This is a genomic window from Leptospira broomii serovar Hurstbridge str. 5399 (genome assembly GCF_000243715.2).
Taxonomy (GTDB): domain Bacteria; phylum Spirochaetota; class Leptospiria; order Leptospirales; family Leptospiraceae; genus Leptospira_B; species Leptospira_B broomii.
The window spans coordinates 2,247,714-2,271,022 of the sequence record NZ_AHMO02000008.1; the positions used below are offsets into that span (position 1 = coordinate 2,247,714).

At 41.7% G+C, this 23,309-nt stretch carries 17 protein-coding genes and 1 pseudogene; 6 read left to right on the forward strand and 12 right to left on the reverse strand.

All coding sequences use genetic code 11. The features are described 5' to 3' along the window. Nucleotides 1-5: 5 nt before the first annotated feature. On the reverse strand, nt 6-1,376 hold the full coding sequence (locus tag LEP1GSC050_RS16030) for a Kelch repeat-containing protein (protein ID WP_010568763.1): 1,371 nt from the start codon (nt 1,374-1,376) through the stop codon (nt 6-8). After that, a complete protein-coding gene (locus LEP1GSC050_RS16035; RefSeq protein ID WP_010568764.1) occupies nt 1,373-2,278 on the reverse strand; it encodes an LA_3334 family protein in 906 nt (301 codons plus the stop codon). Before LEP1GSC050_RS16035 ends, LEP1GSC050_RS16030 begins: the two co-directional genes overlap by 4 nt. A gap of 242 nt (nt 2,279-2,520) precedes the next feature. Between LEP1GSC050_RS16035 and LEP1GSC050_RS16040 the strand changes: the two genes are divergently transcribed. Both LEP1GSC050_RS16040 and LEP1GSC050_RS16045 read left to right on the forward strand, forming a co-directional pair. Beyond that, entirely contained in the window at nt 2,521-9,645 is a 7,125-nt protein-coding gene (locus LEP1GSC050_RS16040; RefSeq protein WP_010568765.1) for a SpvB/TcaC N-terminal domain-containing protein, read from the forward strand. A 69-nt stretch (nt 9,646-9,714) separates the two neighbouring features. Continuing rightward, nucleotides 9,715-10,446 carry a hypothetical protein gene (locus LEP1GSC050_RS16045; RefSeq protein WP_020987633.1) on the forward strand — a complete coding sequence of 244 codons (732 nt, stop codon included), beginning with the start codon at nt 9,715-9,717 and terminating at the stop codon, nt 10,444-10,446. A gap of 35 nt (nt 10,447-10,481) precedes the next feature. Here the strand turns inward: LEP1GSC050_RS16045 and LEP1GSC050_RS16050 are convergent, their stop codons facing one another. The 7 genes and pseudogenes from LEP1GSC050_RS16050 to LEP1GSC050_RS16080 all read right to left on the reverse strand — a co-directional run bounded on the left by LEP1GSC050_RS16050 (nt 10,482) and on the right by LEP1GSC050_RS16080 (nt 15,854). Beyond that, nucleotides 10,482-11,318, reverse strand: coding sequence for a hypothetical protein (locus LEP1GSC050_RS16050; RefSeq protein WP_010568767.1), 837 nt, complete (start codon nt 11,316-11,318; stop codon nt 10,482-10,484). Between the two features lie 349 nt (nt 11,319-11,667). Then, nucleotides 11,668-12,021, reverse strand: a complete 354-nt coding sequence (locus tag LEP1GSC050_RS16055; RefSeq protein WP_010568768.1) for a hypothetical protein — start codon at nt 12,019-12,021, stop codon at nt 11,668-11,670. After that, nucleotides 12,011-12,691 carry a hypothetical protein gene (locus LEP1GSC050_RS16060; RefSeq protein WP_156895975.1) on the reverse strand — a complete coding sequence of 227 codons (681 nt, stop codon included), beginning with the start codon at nt 12,689-12,691 and terminating at the stop codon, nt 12,011-12,013. Before LEP1GSC050_RS16060 ends, LEP1GSC050_RS16055 begins: the two co-directional genes overlap by 11 nt. Next, nucleotides 12,651-12,968: an HNH endonuclease gene (locus tag LEP1GSC050_RS16065; protein ID WP_010568770.1), complete on the reverse strand. Its 318-nt coding sequence runs from the start codon at nt 12,966-12,968 to the stop codon at nt 12,651-12,653. The genes LEP1GSC050_RS16060 and LEP1GSC050_RS16065 overlap by 41 nt, the downstream gene beginning before the upstream one ends. Nucleotides 12,969-13,592: 624 nt before the next feature. Next, nucleotides 13,593-14,551: pseudogene (locus LEP1GSC050_RS21145) on the reverse strand (transposase); the annotation flags it as partial. 138 nt (nt 14,552-14,689) lie between these two features. Continuing rightward, on the reverse strand, nt 14,690-15,556 hold the full coding sequence (locus LEP1GSC050_RS16075; RefSeq protein ID WP_010568772.1) for a pentapeptide repeat-containing protein: 867 nt from the start codon (nt 15,554-15,556) through the stop codon (nt 14,690-14,692). A 19-nt stretch (nt 15,557-15,575) separates the two neighbouring features. Next, nucleotides 15,576-15,854, reverse strand: coding sequence for a PadR family transcriptional regulator (locus LEP1GSC050_RS16080; protein ID WP_010568773.1), 279 nt, complete (start codon nt 15,852-15,854; stop codon nt 15,576-15,578). 875 nt (nt 15,855-16,729) lie between these two features. On the opposite strand from LEP1GSC050_RS16080, the gene LEP1GSC050_RS16085 reads away from it, so the two are divergent. From LEP1GSC050_RS16085 to LEP1GSC050_RS16095, 3 genes are all read left to right on the forward strand, one after another. Next, complete coding sequence (locus tag LEP1GSC050_RS16085; protein ID WP_010568774.1) at nt 16,730-17,311, forward strand: dihydrofolate reductase family protein; 582 nt, start codon at nt 16,730-16,732, stop codon at nt 17,309-17,311. An 82-nt stretch (nt 17,312-17,393) separates the two neighbouring features. Continuing rightward, nucleotides 17,394-17,768 (forward strand): YciI family protein, encoded by a 375-nt coding sequence (locus tag LEP1GSC050_RS16090; protein ID WP_232225743.1) that lies wholly within the window; start codon nt 17,394-17,396, stop codon nt 17,766-17,768. Nucleotides 17,769-18,181: 413 nt separating this feature from the next. Next, nucleotides 18,182-19,147, forward strand: coding sequence for a GDSL-type esterase/lipase family protein (locus LEP1GSC050_RS16095; RefSeq protein ID WP_010568776.1), 966 nt, complete (start codon nt 18,182-18,184; stop codon nt 19,145-19,147). 91 nt (nt 19,148-19,238) lie between these two features. On the opposite strand, the gene LEP1GSC050_RS16100 is transcribed toward LEP1GSC050_RS16095, so the two are convergent. The 3 genes from LEP1GSC050_RS16100 to LEP1GSC050_RS16115 form a co-directional block, all read right to left on the reverse strand. Beyond that, nucleotides 19,239-20,603, reverse strand: a complete 1,365-nt coding sequence (locus LEP1GSC050_RS16100; protein ID WP_010568777.1) for a serine hydrolase domain-containing protein — start codon at nt 20,601-20,603, stop codon at nt 19,239-19,241. Nucleotides 20,604-21,466: 863 nt separating this feature from the next. Further along, complete coding sequence (locus LEP1GSC050_RS16110) at nt 21,467-21,892, reverse strand: PaaI family thioesterase (RefSeq protein ID WP_020987407.1); 426 nt, start codon at nt 21,890-21,892, stop codon at nt 21,467-21,469. A gap of 40 nt (nt 21,893-21,932) precedes the next feature. Continuing rightward, complete coding sequence (locus LEP1GSC050_RS16115; RefSeq protein WP_232225747.1) at nt 21,933-22,382, reverse strand: hypothetical protein; 450 nt, start codon at nt 22,380-22,382, stop codon at nt 21,933-21,935. 176 nt (nt 22,383-22,558) lie between these two features. Between LEP1GSC050_RS16115 and LEP1GSC050_RS16120 the strand changes: the two genes are divergently transcribed. Beyond that, entirely contained in the window at nt 22,559-23,155 is a 597-nt protein-coding gene (locus LEP1GSC050_RS16120) for a TetR/AcrR family transcriptional regulator (RefSeq protein ID WP_010568781.1), read from the forward strand. Nucleotides 23,156-23,309 lie beyond the last annotated feature (154 nt).

The window sequence follows — 23,309 nt, forward strand, 5'->3', positions numbered from 1 at the left end:
ACAAATCACCTGCTAATGATAACCGCTCTATGACCAAACCGAGCTACAGGCATGGAAGCTGAGATAGCAGTCCAAGGACCACCGATCGGGTTCGTTAGATCGATCCAATAAACAAGGCTCGTAGGAATATTAAGCGAACTCTCTCCGCCGAAGATATAGGCTTTACGTAAATCATAAGAAATTTCCATCGCAGCGAAAGCCGTCGTCGTGGGCAAAACGGGTCCTGTTTGAAATGTAGCACTTCCCACCGGATAGTAGTCGTATCTCTGAAGAGAATTTAAGGCGGTTACTGGTTGAGGCGTGACCTGCGAATTCGATCCACCAGCAACGAGAAGGGCCGGAGGGTCGGTCGGGTGCGGATCTGTAGGTAGAGGACGGTAACATGCACTCGCCGCTCCATAGCTCCCTGTTCCAGATAAAGCTGGTTCATTGAATGCGGTCGTTGAGTTAGAAGAAGGAGCGTAACCGTCTGTCGAGCTTAGGACTGATCCGTCGGTGTAAAGCCTACCTCCTGTAAAAAATAAGGTTCCGCTCACAGCACAACCGGCCATATCCACCCGAGCAAAAATATTTGTGTTCGAAGTGTAAGATTGCCAGACCCCGGTTGTGCTTACGTCGGGATAGAACTTATAAACGGTATTTAAAATCGTTCCGGTCGTCATGTCCGTAGTCGTAGTGCCTGCGATTAAGTAAATGTTCGTTCCTACAGTTCCCGCGACCATTCCTTGTAAGGAAGACGGAATTGGAGCAAGGGTGGTCCAGGTTCCAGCTATCGGGTCATAAACTTCTACAGTGTTCACCGCAGTGAAGACTCCAGCGATTTTAGCAACTCCTCCCATTACATAGATTTTACCGTTATACGAAACGACTCCCGCGAAGGCTCTCGGAGTGGGAAGAGTCGTGATTGCATTGTACCATTGACCCGCGACAGGATCATACATATCGACCTGGGCGACAGGAGTATTCCCGTTACCGATTCCGCCGACAATCCAAATGCTACGGTTTAAGATATTCTGATTAGAAGGAAGCGTCGTAAAGATGGAAGTCCCCATCGCCTTGGGAGATAACTCTCCGCAGAAAACGGAGTAAGAGTACTGAGTATTTGATTGCAGATTCGTTAGAGTAATCGATTGAAGCTTGGACGGAACGAGTCCAAAAATAAAGTTAGTAGGTCCTGATATTCCGTAGCCTATGATTCCCTGGACTTCGGTAGAGCAAGACCAGGTGATTGTAGCGGTCGTGGATGTAATCGAAGTCGGTCCAAAGGCTTGAATCTTTAAACCACTTGTTTCTTGTCCGTTCGTAATTGGACTTCCTTGGCAAGATGCGAATAGAAAAATAGAAATAAAAATCAGTAAATAAATTCGTACTTTCATAATCTTACTAATATCCCCGCTTCTAGTCCTGACATACAGATATCCGAAGTTCGCTCAAAGATACATTGGTTCTTCCACGACAATCGAACTTGAAAATTACTGAATTTGATCCCTTGCCATCCAAGTTGAAACGAAAGAGCGGGATCGATTCCTGCGGAAGTAGTATATCCAGTAACATAGCGAACATCCGATACACCAGCACCCACATTAATAAAGAAATCTAGAAACGGATCATTCTTATAAACCTTATTGTATTGAGCGTATACTTGGTTCGTTAAAAAGGAAAAGTTTCCATTCGGACCGGGAGCAGATAAGTAATCAGAACGAAATCCGATTTGCCATTTATTGTTCCAGTTTAGAAAGGCAGGCTCGATGAAGACTCCACCTCCATAGCTTGCAGGAAACAGATTTCTGTTCGGGCCGAAATTTATTAATAAATCCCCATAAACTCCGAGCTTCGTTTCCGGATGCTGGGCCTCCGGATCGAGCAAGGCATCGGAAAGGGAGGGACTTCCTTTTCTTAACGCGGAAGGATTCTTTAAATTAGTTTTTGGAATCGTTAAGAATCCAAGTTCAGTTTTGAGAGTAACTTCGTCGGAGCTTTCTTCTGCGAATACTCCTTTGATTCGAGAACCATCATGCAATTCTAATGTAGAGTAATAGTAAGAAGTGTCTTCCCCTTTCTTAGAATAATCAACGTGAGCGATATCGCTTTTATAAAGAGTATATATCTTATCTTTCCATTTTACTTTGAGTTGTTTTTCAGTATCCGACACAGTTTCAGCAATGTATGCTTCACCGTTTGAGAAAACGATCTCGGCTCCGAAGAGGCGGTTGGATAGGAAGATAAGTAAGAATGCGAAAAGATTTAGGATTCGAAAGGAGTGGGTTCTATTTTTCATTTATGGCTTTGAAACAAAACCCCTTATCTTTTAAAAACCCTATATAACTTCCGCTACAAGATGGTAGGAATATTGCTTCTAATATATTTTTGAATCTTCTGTGCCATATTTTTATTTTGCGTCATTTTTATCGAGTAGATTGGGAAAAATAACCACAAAATTGTCATTGACTCAATGATATGAAGTAAACACGGTTTCTTAGCAAAATAGCATTCATTGAAGAATGAAATTTAGGGTCCGTTATGTCCTTTTTTAAGAAGAGTCTTTTAATAAGTTTAAATTTAAAACCTTTAAAGAAATTAACAATTCGGATCGGTCTTCCAGTATTCATTCTCCTATTTCTCTCAAATTTTAGCATCGTTACGAGTGTTCTTCGGATGCTCGGAACTCTTCCTCCACAACCACTTCCTCAAGTAATCGTCGGATCGGATGGAAAAGCCGTTACTACTGTCCCGATAGAGCTGCCACCTGGAACAAAAGGAATCATTCCTCAGTTGTCCTTGAGTTATAATTCTGCGGGAGGTGAAGGGTTTTTAGGTTGGGGTTGGCAACTAAACGGAATTCACAGTATTGAAAGAGATCCAAGTTTTGGGGTCAATTACGGAGGCTCGGATTCCTTCAGATCCAGTCTTGGCGGCCAACTCGTAGATGTTTCTGGGAATAGAACTGTTTTTCACTCTAGAGTCGAAAATTTGTTCCAATTTATACCGCAAGGGACATGCGGAGACGGCCCGTGTACTTGGATCGTCACTGATAAAAATGGAATTACCTATACGTTTGGAGGGTCTGCTGACTCTCAAATAATAGCCATCGGTCAAACAAATTCGATTCGAGTTTGGGCATTAAATAAAGTGGCCGATTCGTTTGGAAACGGTTATACGATTTCATACCTTCCGCCTGACGGAACCGGAGCCTATTATCCGAATACAATTTCGTATCTGAATAGATCGATACAATTCAATTACGAAACTAGACCCGACGGTGCTAATTTCTCTTCCACAAACGTGACCGATTATTCGCAAAGCGCACCTGTCAAAGTATTAAATCGACTGAATAATCTTATCATTAATGTGAACGGAAGTCTATTGAGAGAATATGAATTCGGTTATTCCCAAGGCCCAGTCTCAAACCGGTCTTTACTGACAATCATCAGAAGAGACGGGAGTAACCAATTCGGTTCCGAATCCTTCGATGATCTTGAATTCACTTACACGTCCATTCAACAGAGCGGTGGATTTTCTGTAAGTGGAATGCAGCAAGTGACGGATTTGACTAATCAGCAAAGACCTAATGGTAGTGTTTTTACTGCAAGCCCACTCGCAACAGTGACCGGTTCGGAAGCTCAAAATAATTTTCCGCCGAACTCTCAAAGTACTACAACACGTTATAACTCGCTTATGCAATATTTAGTGAATGAGCCTGTTCCAGATCGATTTTCGTGTAATATCGGGACAGGCGCTTGTATCTGTGCGGCTCTTCCAGTCTGTTACGGATATAATCCTTCGATCTTTAACGATTTGGCGTTTACCTGCCAAGCTTTCGGAGGTTGGGACGGTATAAACGGGTGTGCATACGGAATCCCAACCGCGTTAACGAGTTGGTTACCAGCCGATTTGGACGGTGATGGAGTATTAGATTTTATCGCCTTAACCGGGACAGACGGGGCCGTTACTTTGTATGCAAGAACAATAAATGCGAGTGGAGGAACCACATTTCCCGCTAGTACTACGTTACCCATTTTTTATAATACGTATTATTCTCTTTCGGATATTAACGGAGATGGCAAGTCCGATTTCGTATATGAAAGCGGTGGAACATTATGGGCAATTTATTCGAGGGGAGCTTCTTTTTCATCACCCGTCCAGTTTTCGAATGTTTCTTTAAAAGCTGCGGATCGGAATATGACGGTCTTTGATCCTTATGAGTATATTTTCGACTCTTCTATTCCCGGAAATAAACAATGGTTATCTGATTTTGGAGCTTCCGATTATTTCGCGGATATGAATTCGGACGGTCTTGCCGACTTTATACATTACGACGGTTTTAATTTTAGAATTTATATTAATCAAAAGGGAAGTTTCGCAAATCCGATCGTAATCGCCGCGAATGTATCTCCGTATTTGAATCAATTTACGGACATGAATAATGACGGGGTCGCGGAATACGTTTCTCTTTCAACCACATCAACAAATCCGAATGTCATTCTTTTGCAGCAGCAATTAGCCCAGTTAAACGCCCAACAAAATCAAATCCAAACGGATTATAATAATCAGCTCGCTGTTTTACAAACGCTTCTAAAAGCGACCTCCGCTTCGAATCTTCCGACATCGGCGAGTCTTCTTACTCTTCAGAATTATTATACAAATAACAGTTTTCCTTCCGACGCAACCCTGGTCCAAACGCTCGTAACTCAAATTACCGGCGGAACTGCTGCGACGGCTACCCAAAGTTCTACCTTAACGACGGATCTTCAAACGGCATTCGCGACGCTTCTCGGTCCGGTTTTAGTAAACATAAATAGCGTAAACGCGCAACTTGCAAGTGCTCAAGCCGCATCTTCACAAATTTCAACTATCAACGTAACTTATTTTAATCTTAAAAACAGCTCTTCAACGGGATACTCGTACCCCATCGCTTCGTACGATCCTCTTAGAAGCTTTTTAATCGATATAAATGCGGATGGGAAGCCGGATCTGGTCACAATCGACGTAATTACCGCTTTTACATATCTTAATACCGGGTTCGGATTTACTTCCGGCAGGTCCGTCAATTTAAATTCCGGAACTCGAACGAGTCTGGTCCAATTCAATTTTGCGGACGTAAATGCGGACGGTTTTACCGATCTAGTTCTCTATAACAAAGATTCCAAAAACATAGAAACGTATCTATCGAACGGCTACGGATTCGATTCACTCTCCAGCAAATATTCCTTCGGAAATCTCCCGACATTCCAAAGTGCGCCCGATCAATATGGAAACGTCGCTTCGGACATTTATCAAATAACCGTTACAGACGTGGATCGAGATTCAAATCCGGATGTAGTAATCGGATTTCTTGCAAGCGATCTTTCTTACGGCGGAATTCAATGGGTACGAAGCGTTAAGAGAACCGTTCCAGAAGATGCGATCTTGACCGTTCAAAACGGAACCGGTGCACAGGTTGGAGTTTCCTACGGGACCGTCGCTACTCAAACAAACGGTTATATAGCTGGGACCGGAAATTACCCTTTCTTCCCGAACACGTCTCCCGATTTCGTCGTAACTTCTTTAACAACTGATTTAACAAACGGTGCCGCGAAAACTTCCCTTTATACATACACGAATAGTAAGTTTTATATGGGGCTGCCTGGAATCGGTCGTGGTTTAGGGTTTGCTACAATTACGGAAACGGATCTCGCTACTAGTTTTTATACCGTCACCAATTATTTTCAGAGTAGTTATCGGTTAGCGGGACAGCCAAATATTCAAAGTAGCTATAACGCGTCCGGAAATTTACTTTCTCAAACTACTATATCCAACTTTTACTATCCGAATCCTTTTGGAACCGAAATAGCTGTTCCGCAATCCATCGTAAAAAACTCGTACCGTAACGGAATGCTACTTACTTCGGATAATAAAACAATTACGTATGATATTTACGGTAAACCGTTAACGACGACGGATTATTTAGGATCGCATACGATCTACACTCAGATTATTTATGCGGACGATCTAAACGCTTGGAGAATGGGTCGAATCCAGGAGTCTATCAAGACGGTCGATGGAAGTCTAGTTGAGGATAACTTAATCACGTACAACGGCGATTTCGTTTCCTCCATGACAAAATATCCAGGCACCAATGTTGCCCAAACGACGAGCTTTGGGGGACCGGACGCCTTTGGAAATCCTAGCTCCGTTACGGACGCTCTTGGAGCGACTACCCAAATCGCATACGATACGACGACAAATTCATTGCCAGTGACCAAAACGAATGCGCTTGGCCAGGTTACATCCTATACGTACGATTATTCACTGGGTTTAAATCTTACAGAGACAGATCCGAACGGTGGAACTACTTCCAAGCTGTATGACGGCTACGGAAGGCTTTTAAGTGTAATGTATCCTGGAGAATCCAGTTGGAACGAGTATTATACATACAATAATACGGGACGATTTAATTTAACGAATTTATCACAAAATGAATCCGTTTCGAAGCAGGTTCGAGATAATATCTCCGGAAATTCGACTATCACGAATTCTTATTCAGATCCAATGGGAAATGAAATTAGAAGCGAAGTGAATACCTCTGTCAGTAGCGTATTCATCGTTACTACGAAAACCTATGATTATACGACGGGGAATTTAATTCAAAAGTCGAACGCGTATTTGAGTAATGATTCTCCGGCTTACACTACGTATAAATACGCTGATCCTGATAATTTGTTAACGGAAATCGATGAACCGGATCTTTCCGGAACGATCGTATCTACGATATCCTACTCCGGACTTACAACAAATACCAACATCGCGTATCCAGATGGATCGAGTAAGACGAAGAGCGAGACAAAGAATGAGTTGGATCAAATCATTTCTACGGTAGACAATGGAAAAACCGTTTCCTATACGTATGATCCACACGGAGGACAGAAAACGATTACTGACCCAAGTGGACTTGTAACCACCAATTCCTATGATATAGCGGGAAGAAAAACGAGTTATTCCGATTCCAATTCCGGAACGGTGAGTTATACTTATGATCTAATGGGAAGAGTTCTTTCCCAAACGGATGCAAGAGGGAGTAGCGTTACAAATCAATATGACCAACTCGGACGATTGATTTCGCAAACTACGAATGGCGGAGAGATCGCCTCGACCTTTACCTATGACGATACGAGCGTTTCCAATGCGATCGGACGATTGACGAAAGTTACGGATAGTTCCGGTTCTTCCACATTTGGGTATGACATAAAAGGAAACGTTATACGGAAAACAAAATCGATCGATGATTTGACTTTCGTAGTTTTGAAATCGTATGACTCCTTAGGAAGGGTTCTTACGTTAACATATCCCGATGGGAGTAAGACCCATAATAGCTATTCCGTTAATAATTACTTAAATACGATTACCTTCGATTCGGCTGATGGAACAAGTACGGGCTATACAGTAATTTCTTATAACGGTCCGACGATTGATTCGACGACGGGATATCCTACCGTGACGAGATCTACCGGAAATGGGGTCGTTCAAAATATTGGATTCGATAGGATTAAACTTAGAGTCCTGGAATTAAAGACGACTCTTCCGAATAGTACAATCAATGGAGATATAGTTTACTCCTACGACGGCTCCGGAAACATTACAACGCTTCAGGATAAGGTTACGACGGCTCGAACTCAAACGTTCACTTACGATTCTTGGAATCGAGTCATTTCAGCAACGGGAATTTATGGTTCCCAGACGTATGCCTATACTTCAAATGGAAACATCACCCAAAAAGACGGCTATACCCTCACGTATGGCAACTCCTCTCACGCGAATGCGGTGACTTCTGCGTATAGCCAGAACACCGGCACACTGAATTACACCTACGATGCTTCCGGAAACATGATATCTCGAAATGGTGACACTCTGATCTATGATTCTAAAAGTAGAATGGTAGAGTATGATCCGAACGGAGGAGGAAGTATTTTATATACCTATGATTACGCCGGTAATAGGATCAAGGCGAATAATCAGAATACGGCGACAGTCACGTATTTCCTAGAAGATCTCTATGAGATCGTAAGGGCGCCTAGCGCCTCCGAGCAACATACCTTATATATCAAGGGCTTGGAAGGGGACTTAGTTTCTCAACTGACTCGAAATAATGCGGTTCTTATTACTTCAAACAGTTTAGAGAATCAAAAGGAACCGATTCTAGCTTCGGCGTTCATGCAACCATTCTGTAAAGATGTAGCGGGCGATTGTGGTGAATATTGGAAGAATCGAATAACAGGTCCATCTTCGAAATTCTTTACTCATTCTTCTTTCTTTATGAAAGGAATTCCTTCCGATCTTTTTGCTTCCTATTATTATGTTTTCCTTCTTTTACTTTTGTATCTCCTTTATCCGTATTTGAAAAAAGGAAACGAGTTCTTAGAAAGAGCCAAAATTGTAGGGTTAGGATCTCCAGCTTTATTATTATCGTTAGTGGTTGCGTTTTCCGTTCAAGGCTGTAACGGATTTTTAGGGGGCGGAGGTAGCGGTCAGGCTCCTTGGATATTAGCGTTAGGAAGTTCAACGAACCCGAATACACCTACTTTTAATAGCCCTGTTGCAAGCGGTGTCGGAGCTGTCTCCGGTGGAACTCCTGTCGCTGGTATGTATTTTTATCATCCGGATCATTTAGGATCGACGACTCTTATTACCGATGGAAATGGAAATCCGGCTCCTGGACCGGGCCAGTCTGGAGTGAGCCATGTATCTTACATGCCATATGGTCAAATCGATAGAAATGATTCTTTCGGTCCGAATATATTCAGATACCAGTATACGGGTCAAATAAATGATTCCGATACAGGATTATATTTTTATAAATCCCGTTATTATGATTCGGTTTTAGGTAGATTCGTTCAACCGGATGATCGAATCAATCCGGGGATTAATGGTACGAATCGATTCATGTATGTTAGCGGGAATCCTATCGGATCGAATGATCCAACGGGGCATGTAGATTGGAGTCAAGCGATTCACATGCTAGATCAAATTATCGGCCATATGATGTGGAAGAGCTTTAATCATGGGGCTGGGTGGAATAAATTTGCCAGCCAGATCGGAAAGTTTAATTTAAGTAAGGCCACCTTTATTACTAAGGGAAAACTCTTTTGGGACCCGAAGAATTCATGGTTTGGTGCGCGCAGATTAGCAAGATGGTATAACCTCAACGATTGGTGGAATACAGGGAAAGCTCGAGATGCATATTTTAGAAAGACTGCCAATGCGACGATAGATTTCACTTTAACACTATATGGAATGGGTATAATCGGAGATTGCAATGACCAATTTGGACCTCAAGTTTGCGGGCAAATTATGGTTTATTTTTGGAATCAATATGGCATTGATAAAGACAAATTTTTCAACAAGGGTGGTTGGAACCGAGTCTTTAAATGGGACATTCACTTTAGGTTTAAGGATGGCCAAGCACAAGATTCTGCTGATAATGCTCATGCTGCTTGTAGCACTACTAAGTCATTTACTGAATTTTATTGGGGATCTCAAGATTTTGAAGGGGCCGGTTATCCTAACCCGCAAGACGGGTCAATTCGGCATACAGAAGGAAATATTACTTTTATAGAAAATACTTTCTTACTTTATAAAAACTGTTCAGGCAATTCCGGCGGCGATGGCTGAGCACTAGTGAGATATAGTATGGTTAAAATTGAATAAAAAAAACAATATTGATAGAGAGGTATTATTGACTTGAAAGCTATTCAAAAAATATTTTTTATCGCGCTATTAATTTTTCAAAGCGCGATAAATTCAGAAGATTTATCGAATCTAAAATCCAATTTTAAAAACTCCATTTATGCCGGGCTTTCGGTTGTCGATCCTGTACGTGCTGCAACAATATCTTACGAGAGATATATTTCAGAAAGAATCACCATTGGACTAAGCGTAAATTATACGTTAAAGGATTTTGAGTCATCGAATAATCCTGCTTACGATGCTTGTTCAAAACTCATGCAATTCTATTCTTGCGAGACATACGATCATCCCAAGAAATTAGGCGGTTTAGCTTTTTTAAAGTTTTTCCCAACAACAGGATCATTTTTTATTTCTATTGCAGGAGGAAAGCAACCGAATTTAAATGTGGATACACATTTGGGTCAAGACTTAAATGTAAACAATCAACTTTCTGCCTCATCGGCAACTTCAATTAATTTTCAGAGAACGAATGCAGCTTTTGGAGTACTAAGTCTAGGCTGGAGATGGATGCTCAATGAACGGTTTTTTTTACAAATAGAAGGAGGTGCATTAAAGGAATTATCCGGACATAGATCGGCAGTAGTTCAAATCGATGGAAGAGCTTTTTCTCCTGGTATCCAGATGGCCACTATTAATACACTGCTTTACGAACAATATCAAATCTCATCTACGAAAAACCATCCTGGTAAAATTTTCCTTAACCTTTCATTTGGTACAAAATTCTAATGAATAGGTAGATGAAAAATTACTCTTCAAGAATATTATTGAATTTGGACCATCAAGTCAGTCGGTGCAGTTGGGTTAACTGTAGAATATAGGAAAATAACATAAGTTCCAGAAACGTTCGGTTGGAACTGCATTAGATAATTGGAAATTGAAGCGCCTTCATTTCCGTCATACTGTTGATAAGTTATATTGCAGGCGTTGCTGTTGTCGTAGACTTTGAACTGGTAGTTTTGAAGAATTGTCGATGTAGAGCTTACTTTTAGAGTTTGGCTGGTTGTTATTCCATTTACAAGGATATACCCGGCAGTCATTTGCCCAACTGCTACCATCGTAACCGATTGAGAGATTCCACTTGCAGTCGTTACCGCACTTTGACAAGGAATCGTCGGTGATAACGAAACACTTATATCTGTAGGAATTGCTGTGGAGCTTTGCGCAGACATTGGATTAACGAGAAAATTTCCCGATCCCAAAAACATATAAGTAAAGCGATTTGCGCCGCCTATCCCAATATTTTGACCAAACAGTCCCGTCAATTGCTGAGCGTTTGCACAAGGATCGGTCGTCGTATACTCGCCAAACGAATAATTATTTAAATTTGAAGTCTGAGAAGTAAAAACTGCCGCTTGTCCGATCGTGAGATTCTTAAAGAATACATTGCTACTAACATAAGGTTTAGTTATCACAAATCCTATATTTTTAATAACAAACGGGATGGTCTGAGTCGTAGTGGTAGCTGTGACACTTCCGGCACAACTGGTTGCCGCCGAAATTCCTGCCAATGTAAGTAGATCGGTAGTAGTATTCGAACTGCTTCCTTGCTTGCAGCTTAATAAAAAAAGCAAAGTGACTAGTATCAGGACTCTTTTCATCTTTAATACTTCAGAACAATTTTGATAATTGCCTAAAATGGCTTTGTAATTAATGAAATAGACAGAATTTCATATAGTCAATGAAAAAAGTTCGTCGAATTGGCATAATTAAAATCTTCTTTATGTGTAAAGAAACTTCTCCGTGAGAAGCTGCCGCTTTTCCCGCGGCAACGATGTGTAGGGTGCGAAGCAGTCGCAGCGTCTGGGGAAAACGGTTTATGTTAAGAGAAAAGAGTCGCTGAGACCGGAGCGAAAGCGGAGCCCGGAGCAGCGTGACCCGGAACGAAGTGAAGGGGGCCGCCCATAATAAGCATAGGTTGGTCAGTAAGGAAATCACTCGCGTTCCTCCTTAAAATGCGTAGTAGCTAACCATCTCATGTTCTTCATATAACGCTAATATGACCGGATCTGAAATCACTTCGATAGATTCTATTTCTTCAAGCTCAAAGATATGCATATCTCCATAGGTATTGAAAAGAAGAATTTCTCCATATTCAAAATGGGTTGATAAAATTTGTTTCTGATTGAAAATTTTCATGAGAAAGAAATTAAATAATCCAAGGCCTGATCCATTATCCCAAGCGGTTACTTTTAATATCTGATAATCGAAGTAGGAAAGAAATTTTAAGATAGCCTCTTTCCTAACTAACAAGGAATTCGTCTTATCCAGTTTTAGTTTAATTAGATTGGTATCATCTTTCATTTTTTAGAGTTATTTTAAGGGAATTCTCTACCTTAGCAAAAGTCGATTCCCAAGGATTGAGTTTGACATTATTAAAAGTCCTGCGATTCGTTAAGAAGCATAGATCCCATTTGGTATGATCATCAGCAATATGAGAAAATAAACCAGATCTCATTCTTAAATAATTCCTTTTGGCGGAGAGATACCATTTTGTGGGTCTGTTCATATTTTCTTTATAACGAAGATCTCGAGCGAAACAATTGAGCCTTGTCATCTTTAGGTAAGCCGCTTCCATAAAAATTGGGGTTAGCTTTTCAGAAGTACCTTTCTGTTTAGCAAAATCATTTATGGATTTTTTTATATAGGATTCACGGATCGAGGGGAGAGAATTACGATAAGTTCCCTGTAGTCGGTTTTTAATCTGAATGGATCTAAATTTCCAGGCTGGACTTAATTCTGTCTTTGAATCTGGATTCTTGTTTAGAAGACTTTCAAATCTATTGCTATTAAATTTCTGACAGTCTTTCCAGTCTGTCCAATTGTGATCAAGAATCCTTTCCCTTTTGAATGCATAGTATTTAAAATTGATAATGTCTGCAATTTTCTTGGCAAACCAATAAGGGATTTTGTTCTTCATTATTTCTTTTTTCCTATTTTGCCTTGCTTCGTTTTTCAGGCGCTTTGTATCCATATTTAGCTCCCTTCCATAGGAGTATCTCATAGGCTAATTGAACGATTTCAGTTTCTGTATAGTAACGTTTTAGTTTAGCTAACGGTTCAACTACGAAACAAATATTTTTAAATTCATGTTCTCCTCCTTTTCTGAGAGGCTGAATATGCTCTGCATTTGTATTCTCAGGTTCTAAAGTTCTGCCTGTGAGAAAGCATTTCCATTCTTGGATTTCGAGAAGCTTATAGAAGTCTTTCACTACGAATTTATAGTCCTTCTTTTTAGGGTTATTTTTCATTTTTAGTAACCCGAGCAGAAGCCTTTGGTCTAAAGTTACTATAGAGTATGCAGGGTAACTGATCCTTGACGATCTTTATATAGAAATTGATTCTATGATCGTAGGCGTTGTAGCCTATTCGTCTTTTTGCTATTATTTTCAGCTTAAGCCATTTTCGAAGAATGGTCATTGCCGTATGCTTGTGGATTCGTAATTCATCGCAGATCTGGGTTACCGAATATTTTTCTCCTCTTTCTTTTTCAGAATGTATTAGATTCCAAATCTTAGAAGCGATCTTTTGATATTCAATTTCTCGGTCCCTTTGAAACTTTTTGGTCTTTTTATCTATCCAAAAGGAATTGTATTTTTCTAACTCCCTTCTTTCATATTTCTTCGCCTTTTCAATTTTGAGTGGCGAATTGAAAAGGCCATATCCTGTATGATTTAGAACTTTGGAGTCTTGACCGAGAATCTCCGGCTTAAATAGAAATCCCTGTAAAGTATTCTGAAGCCAATTTTCCGTTTCTATTTTTGAATTTTTAGGGCTAAATCCTTTCCCTCCAATCCGAACCGCTTTCCCAGACTCCCCCCGGCTCTCGGGGGGAAAGGGATGACTATTCCGATAAGAATTATCACTTTCTCCCGACTCAAGCAACACATCTAAACCGAATACACCGGCATTTTTAATGAAACTAAATTCATTCAGATACAATGCTGAATACTTAGGATGAATCCACCCATAAGAAGCGAATGCGGTTTTCAAAACTCGATGGTTTCCTTCGGCTACTTGACTATGAACCCCATTCTTACTCCAGCGATTCCTTGCCCATCTATATCGATTATCCTTAGATCTTGCAGAATGATTTACGCTTCTATGATTTCTATAGATTCCCCAAAGCCAGGGGTATCCTTGATCGGTGAATAGGGGAGTCGAAGTCGGTAGATGATCTTTAATGATCGGTCCTAGAGTTTCAGCTTTTTGATTTCTAACAGAGGTGAAGAAAACGGGACCTTGTTTAATTGCGATTGTTTGTACAAGAGTTCCAACCTGCCTTCCACCTAGTTTTTCAGAAAGATAGATAGAAGAGGTTTGTCCTCTATGACTATATCGTTTCCTACCTTGATTTGCTCTTTCTCCAGCAGAGTATAAAACGGCTGTATCTACGCATGTATACGGCCTATTAGCCATTTTGTTGGAAATGTCAGTATTCTCATTAGGAGGTAGTAAGAAGTCTTGGAATTCATTCTTTAAGGCTTCGTAGGTGAGGTTTTTATATTTAGGTAGCTGTTGAGAGGAGAAGAGTTGGAATCTTCTCTTGAGTAGGCTTGCTGCTTTATATCCTATTTTTAGCCTTTTACTGATCTCAGTTGCGGTGAGTACCTTAGGGTATTGAAGAAGAGATTCATAGAGAACGTATCCGAACATCCATATAGGAAGTTTGAAGTGATGAAGGGGTGTATAACTTAGACGAGAAGTTAAATGGCGACATTTGAGGGCACCGTATTAAGTCAGGTCGAGTGGAGATTTCCTTATCTAAAATTCTTCCCTTACATTCAGGAGTCGGGCAATGCTTGGGGTAAAAGTCATTTAGGATTTTCTTGGTGGTTGTCTTGCTCGCGCCGATGGAGCCGAAGAGGGCGAAAATACTCCCTTTTTCCGCCTTGAGATATCTGCCCTTTAGAACACGAAGTTTCTTATAGGGCTTTCGCACCCCTTCCCCTGAATCAAATAGTTTAAAATATTATATAATTTTAACGTTTTTCAAATCGACCCCCATGCCTTTTAGCGCAGCATAGGTCAGCTTATCCATCATTGCGCCGTCAAAGCTGATGGTTTTGATGGCAAGATAGTTTCTATTAGTCAGAGCAAACGCAGGACGGAAAGATACATTTCTCAGTGTCGCACCTTTAAACGTAACTTCGTTCAGCGTTACCCTGTCAAACTTGACGCCGATGAAGGTCAATCCGTCCAAGCACAGGCCTCGCAGGTCGCAGTATTTGAAGTCCACACCGTCAAAGGTACAGTTCTCGAAGACCGTTTTCCTAAGGTCGGTCATCGTTAGCTTTACATCGGTCAGTTTTACGTCGGTGAATTTTACTCCTATCAGCCCTGACTTGCTGAATTCGGTGCGCACGAGAATGGTTTTTTTGAAACTCGCGCCCGTCAGATCAACTGCGGAAAAAGTGCAGTCTGTCAGATTTGCGCCGTCAAAATTGGCTTCGCGCACATCGCTAGCCCTAAACGAACTACCGGTCAAGTCCGTATCCGAGAAGTCGGAGCCGCGCAACATGCTCGCTTCAAATTTTCCCTTATGTACTTTAACACCTGCGAAATCGCACTCTAGCAGATTGCTCGCGCTGAAATTTATCAGCACCTGCCGCTCCAGCGATCGGGAGAGGTTAGCAACCTCCTGTACCGTTTGGTCAATGTCGCCGATGCTATCAATGGTCATCTCAAAAGCCGTTTCATCGTCCTTGCCCTCGGCTTTGAGTTCGCGGAACCTCTCCAGTAAATCGGAGAGTAGATCGGCCTTTAATTCATCAACGCTTTTTACCCCGTCGTAAGGTGCGAAAACGCCGTTTAAATAGTTTATCAATTTCTCATTCATAATATCAAATTTCCTTTACTTACATTAAGTTATCGAGCACGCGCTTTGCGTACTCCCAGTTGCTTTTGTTGCGGGCGTAAGTAGCCTTACCTCTTTCGGTAATTCTAAAATACTTACGCCGTCCTCCTTGAGATTCGTCGCCCCAGTACCACTCGATATCGCTGTCTGTTTCAAGCCGCCGGACGCTTGAATACATCGTAGCTTCTTTTAATTCATACTCGCCGCCGGAGCGCTCGGCAATCAGCTTGACTATCTCGTAACCGTAGCGATCGGCTTCGGATAAGAGCCGTAAAATCATCGTGTCGGTATGTCCGCGCAGCAGATCGGATGTAATCTTATTCTCGCTCAGATAATCACCTCCATAACTGTAATTAGCATACTACTATGTTTGTCATGGTAATATGCTAATTACAATTAATATAAGTAGCTAGAGCTGCAGTCAATAGAAATTAGTAGAAAATTAGAAAAATTCAGGGAAAAATCAAAAATAAAGAGACATAATAAGCAGCCTTGAAAAGTAATTTCTGGCTGACAAGTATATGACATTTTTACGTCATAAAAATAACATAAATTCTGGTTTAAACATTTCCTTTTCCATCGATGATGTATATTAAATCAAATATTCATTGGTTTACAGGATCGTATCTTTATCGGTACACCACGTTGGAATTCATTTAAGATTAGCGCCAAACGGAGTCTTGAATTTGGAGAGGCTTGACACCGTCTCAAATTTTTCGCTTATCCGGATAATTCAAAGGAAAGTTTCTTTGCCGACCAAAGTTTGCAGCTAGCAAATTTAAAGTGTGGGACCTCATCGAGTATAGAGTGAAATAAAAGCCTCCTGAAAAGTGATCAAGGAGGTAAACTCAGCTCCGGTTCATCCTATCGCAATAGGATATCGACAGAGAAGGATAACGATTCCGACAAGAATTTTTACTTTCTCCCGGCTCAAACCAACGTATCTAAAACCCGAACACTACAGAACTCTTGCTCCAACAATTTCTTGCCTGGCTAAACGATTCCCAAATGATTCTAGGCGATTCTAATTTTCAGGTAAAGCGCGCCAAAAAAAATTCGCAAGAAGTGTCGAAGCGTCCGCAGCGGATCCGACTACGAATAAACGAGCAGCTTATGACGGGAGCCTCGTTAATTTCAAGGTGAGGGTCGCTTCAAATGAGGAAATTGATCGTTTCGGAATGGTTGACGCTTGACGGCATTATGCAGTCGCCGGGTTTTCCGGGTGAAGATACCGAGGGAGGATTTAAACAAGGCGGTTGGCAAGGACCATATTTCGACGAAGTCTTTTCCGAGGTTGTCGCGAAAACTGTGACCTCGGCGGATGCTCTATTGCTCGGTCGGAAGACTTATGATATTTTCGCCGCCTATTGGCCGGCGCACCCGGATGAATGGGTGGCTAGAAATCTGAACAGCATGGCCAAATACGTTGTCTCGAAGAACGGCGCGATACTTACTTGGGAGAATTCGATTTTGATCCAGGGGGAAGTCCCCGCAAAAGTCGCCGGACTCAAGGAGCAAGTCGGCAATGATATTCTGGTAATCGGCAGCGGAGAACTCGTCAGGGTCCTGGCACAAAATGACCTTGTCGATGAGTATCAAATTATGATTAGCCCACTGAGTCTAGGCGCCGGAAAGCGGCTTTTCAAAGAAGATAACAGGAAACAAACTTTCGCTCTTATTTCCTCTGCGGTCACTTCGAAAGGCGTACTTATTCTTAAGTATGGAGTGAAGCCTTGAAGGTTAAATTGTCCTACCGAGCTTTGTTTGAACTTCATTTCAAATCGAATCAAGGAGTAAAACGATGAAATATCTATTGTTGATGCAATTGCCTTACTCGGGCTGGAAAACCGACAGCATCGGTCAGTGGCCGCCGGAGGACGTCAGAGCGCATCTCGACTTTTTACGTCAATTTAATAGGGAGCTTACCGACGCAGGAGAGTTGGTCGATATCGTGGCTCTAGTCGGCCCCGAGGAGGCGAAGATCGTGCGTGCCGGAAAAGAAAGCGCTCCGTTGATTACGGACGGCCCGTTTGCCGAGTCTAAGGAATTTCTCGCCGGCTTTTGGATTGTCGACGTTAAGAGTCCCCAGCGCGCCTTGGAGCTTGCGGCTCGCGCTTCGGCCGGACCCGGACGCGGCGGTATTCCGCTTAACATGCCGATCGAAGTTCGTCAGGTGATGGATGGTCCAGGTTAGGGGAGTAAATCTTCACGCGCTCCACAGCAAGCTGGTCGGTGATGCTTTGTTACTAATCAATGGCTTGGTAATAAACAATTCGGAAGGTGAGTATTCTCGAGCGGGACAAACTCAATAGGAAAGTCTATCCTCGAGATTTACTTAAATCATAGGAAAAAGGTGTCGAGATATCTTCGTCCGAAGATCCAGCGTAACTTGCGGGCAGTATGTTTCATTAGCTGCTTATCTAGAAAACTCTTGCCATTTTCACACCTTAAATACAAAACTGATCGCCATGAAAGTATCGTTAAAATCTATAATTTATTTATCGTTATCCTAACGGTAATAGCTTTTCCATACTTTACAAATGGATTTGAAGCTACGATCATGTTCAAAAATTAGATAGCGTTGCAGGCAAAAAGGATTAAATAAATATGAAATGTAAAAAATCGATCACCCTCGTATTTATTCTTGTTACTATATTTTATAGTCAGTCGGTTGGGGCCCAGCCTGCACCCTATAAATTGGTAAATCCTGTTCTTATACGTCCCTTCGGAGATTCAATCACTTACGGCATCGGCTTTACTGATGACTGGAAATGCCCGGTCTATCCGATCGGACAGTATCTTTGTATGCCCCCAGGGCAAAAGGGTGGAGGATATCGCGGATGGATGACTCTTCTTTCTATTTCGGGAGATGGTATCGTATTTACTACGGAAGGTTATCAAAGCGGCGGGTCTTATGTGCAACAGTGGTGGTTTAATACCCAAACTCATGACGGATATCCCGGCTGGACGATTGAACAACTGACGCCTATAGCTAGTTATTCCAGTTTTGCCGATATAACGTTGGTACACGCCGGAACGAATGACATGTGGCAAGTATTAAATATTAAGAATCCGACTGATGCACAGATAGACCAAATTGCTTCCGCGGCTGGAGCCAATCTTTTTACTTTGATAGATACGTTACTCAAGAAAAATCTAAAGACCCATGTGTTCGTTGCTCAAATCATTAAGGTCTCCCCTCCGAAAGAGGGTTATAATACCGTTAATAAAGTAATCTTTAAGTATAATAATTACATCTCGAATAACTGGTACAATCAGCCTCCTGAGAACAGAGCGAGGATGACTCTCGTAGACATGCATCATACCTTACAACCGGGCCCTGATTATTCTCCGGACGGCATACATCCGAGCGCACTAGGTTATATGAAAATGGCCTGTTCCTGGATTCGAGCGATCAAAAACATGCAACCTAACCAAGAAGATCCTTGTTCGGGAATAACCACTTCGGATGTGGAAAAAAAACTGACTCCTTCTCCGGAAGAAAACAAACAGATGATTCCTCCGAAAGATAAATTGGAACTATTATTGAAAGGAAAAGCAGGAACAAAATAGGATAACAAAAGTATTTTCTATCGGAATTCGATGGAGAGTATCGGTCGTACGGGTTTCCTGATTGGAATATCATATTGCTTTTCGATTAGGACTATTTCTCTAAGTCCGCTATTACATCGGATACGAGTTGGCCTACACTTTCTATTTCTCCACCTCTCCCGTGAGATACTCCTAAGCGAACTATCACTAGCTTCTTTGACGGAATTATAACGATATATTGACCCAGGTGTCCCCGACCGAAAAAAGTATCTTTAGGCGCATGAGGCATACCCCATCGAATGCCAAACTGGGGGATCTTATTGTCTGTGACGTTGAGCCAGAATCCGGCGCCGTAACCAGTATCGAGTGTTTGCATCGTTGAGTATTTCAGCCAGCCGTCCGGCAGAATTCGTTTACGGCCCGCGAAACCGTCATTTAAGTATAGCATTCCGAGAAGAGCCCAGTCTCGCGCACTAGCAAACATTCCGTTGGAGCCCACAGGAATGTCGGAAGAATCAAAAGTCAGGGTGGCTTTTTTTATTCCGAGGGGGGCAAATAATTCACGATGAACGAATTCCATAAAAGTCTGAGCATCGCGGCCGGTAGAATCTCGGACTATTCGAGAGAGAATTTGATAACCGGCATTGCTGTAATTCCATTTTGTGCCGGGATCTTGCTCGAGGGAAAAGCTTTGGGCATACGAATCCATATTGGATTCCGTAAACCACAATCGAAAAGACGGCTCGTCGAGGGGCAGTCCGCTCGACATTCTCATAAGTTGATCCGTCGTAATTTTAGATCGCGGATCTTCGGATTTTTGCCAAGCGGAAATTCTAACCGGACTTTCAATAGAAAGCTTTCCCTGTTTAACTAGAATACCGGCGATTGCATTTATTGTCGATTTTGTTAAGGAATTGCCGGGGAATATGCTACGTATCGAGTAACCCGGAGAATAGCGCTCCGCGATGAGCTTTCCGTTATGAATTATTACTACTGCACGAGTCCATCTATGCGGTGTGTCCGAAGATTCTTCGAATGCGCGATCCAAAGCTAGTCTGAGTCCTGCCGTAGCAGGTTCTACTAATTCCGGCCATGCGGTTTCAGATAACGTTGCCGGGGAATTCGGAAGAGTGACCTTTTTTGCGGAAATATTTTCCGGAATATCGTTCGCAAGAAGACAACCCATTCCTTCACGATATCTAGATCTGCTTTCGGAACCGCCGGCAAAGTTTGCCGTAACTTCTTTCCGTGTTTGATCGACGCGATATCGAAGAGCCCAATCCACAAGTCCCATTCCAGTCGCCGGCCTTAACGTTTCTTCATACACCCGATCGGGATCTAAGTTAGAAATAAAAACACCAGAACAAACGTATTTACTTGCTGCTCCCGTTGCGATGCGAATCGGATTGTAGGCGGAACAGGATAGATAGATGGAGGTTATAATGAGAAGGGATAGATTCTTTTTTGTGTTTTTCATAAAGTTTCAATAATTTAAATTCCAAGAAAGTCATTCAAGAATTGGGAGTGGGGAGTTCCGATAATCTTATTTATTAAACTGCTCTTTATTTATGCACTTTTTAATCTCGTCCGATGCCGAAATGAATATCCGTCTTAGCCGTGTAACTTCATTGCAATAAATCAATAGGATAAAATTCGTTCTACGCCGGAATAGAAAGGGACTTTCAATTCAGTGAGGTCTTTGAAATAATTCTTCTCTCGGATTATAAGAATCGCAATTTTTGCGACTTAAGTTTAGACGCTCCTTGTATAAAAATAGGGATAAATTTTCCAGAGGCTTATTCTTAGACCTATATTGTATATCCTCGATTACGTACGAATTCGGTAACTTATTTGAATGCGACAACCAAGGGCATATCTTTTCGGAACTCTCGCTAACTCACTTTTTACGACAGTAGCAAATTCTGAAAACGTCGTTTTCAATGCAGTATTGGGCGCTATTTTTGTCGCGGATTCCGGAGCAAAATACCGTCATCGTATTGAATGCAATTAGTAACGCATATTTTTACGGAACTTTAGCCAAGTCGAGTTTGAATACCGATCAAACCCATTTTAATGCGATTTTAAAGAAGTGTAATTCGCAAATTCTGATTTTAAAAATTTAAGGCTATGCAATCGCTGATTGTTACTATTCTTTAAAATCGCATAACATTCTATCCTTTTCTCTGACGGTGTTGCTTCTCCTTGCTCTTACTTAAAACAAACTATGAAACTTTGTTCACGGTCTAATTCCGAAAACGGAAATCTTCCGTTTCCGAAAAAAGCCGGGTGTCCTAGTGAATATCGAAAGAGTTTTAGCGAAGAAGTTTATTCAACATTTATTTAAAGTTCCTTCTGTTCGTTAGTCGGCGCGAAATAACCGATTTCCGGTGTAAGCCGAATTTTGCTTTTAGCAAAACTTCCGATTCCTCTGCCGATTTCCTTACCTCGATTATCGAAGAGATTGCTTTCCGCAATGATTAGGGTTTTAGAGTTCTGAACTACTTTCCCTTTCGCAATCAGAGTCCCCGATTGAATCGGTCTTAAAAAGAAAATAGTAATACTTGAAGTAAGAACAAAAAAATCCGGCTCTAAGGAATTTGCCGCAAAAAAAGCCGCATCATCGACGGCTTTAAAATACACGGCTCCATGAGCTGCACCGGCCGCGTGATGAAAGTCATTGCGAATTTCAATCGTTAATTCCGCGAATCCTTTTGAAACGGAAAGCTTAGGTTGGAAAAAGCGGTTGATCGGGGCCTGACTGTACATTTGCTCCAAGCTCCGAAAATGTTTCTCCCAGTTGTGCATCTTAGATATTTTCCACCGGAGAATTCTTTCGAGACTGAAGAAGGATCTTAAAGATTACGAGATGAGATATCACTAATAGCGGCGCATAACCTGTAAAAATATAGAACATAAAACCCATTAGGGGCGAAATATGAAGCGTTAATGCTTGATAACTTGCATACAGGAGATCTACGAATCCCCAAATATTAAAAAACCAAACGAGCGGAATCGCAACTTTTATTTTCCTTCCCAAAAGCAGATAAGACGAAATTGCCAGAATTGCGGCGATATAATCTCCCCAAGCGGCGGGTATCGAAAAGTCGGCGGGCATACTTGGGGAGGTGATTCCAGGTATAAACATGCTTAAACCGACAAATCTATAGCCGTGAATCAGCAAAAGGGATTGAAGAAGCTTAGTCCTATTTCCACCGGATTTGGTTAGAATTATGTCCCGAATAACTAAAGTGGCCATGATGGCGCCGATAGTGGTTGCGAAAATGAGAAGAAATTTTGGTTCCATTGGAGTAGAATAAAAACGTACGAACGTTCGTAAAGTAGAATAAAGGCGGCCATGGAATTTTTTATTTCGCCTCTGCATAAAGAATCCAGAGATGTAATTTAGAACTCCTTTCGAAATTACAGCGAATTATGGAAAAAAATGAGACCCAACTTGAAATCCTTCGACTGGCCGCTAATTATGCGTCATTACATGGACTGAATGATCTGACGATCGGGAAGTTGGCAACTGCCGCAGGGATGAGCAAGGCAGGTCTTCACGGATCTTTTGGATCAAAAGTAGATCTGCAAATGAGCACGATTCAATTTGCTGCCGAGATTTTCACTCGTGAGGTCATCCAGCCTATTGCAAAAATTGATTCGGGTTATAAGCGTGTGGTCGCTTTTTGCGAAAATTGGTTGAGTTATGTTGATCGAAAGGTTTTTCCGGGAGGATGTTTCTTTGGCCGGATTTCCATCGAAGGAGCTTCGCTACCCGAGAGAATCGACGCGGAAATCAAGCGTTTGTTTCAAACTTTTCGGCAATTTCTTAAACACGAATTAAAGAAATCGAAACTTTCGCCGGCCAAGTCTTCCGAGTTATCCGATCAGCTTTTAGCCTTGGTTATAAGTTACAATTGGGCAGTTCATGCGCTCAATCAACCGTCGGCAGCAGATCATGTCAGGTCCTTAATCTTTCAGAAACTCGAAGAATTAAAGGATTTAGATCGGGCGCAGGGTCGTAAATAAGAAGTCCATTTGCTTCTTTCCGTTTAAAATAGATTATCCATAAAGAGTACGGCAAATAAATTTCTTTCCGTAAAAATCTTATTTCGTACTCTCATTTCCTCATCTCCGATGCTACGCGTTACCCACTTAATCGAATCGCCTAAGGTACGAGGTA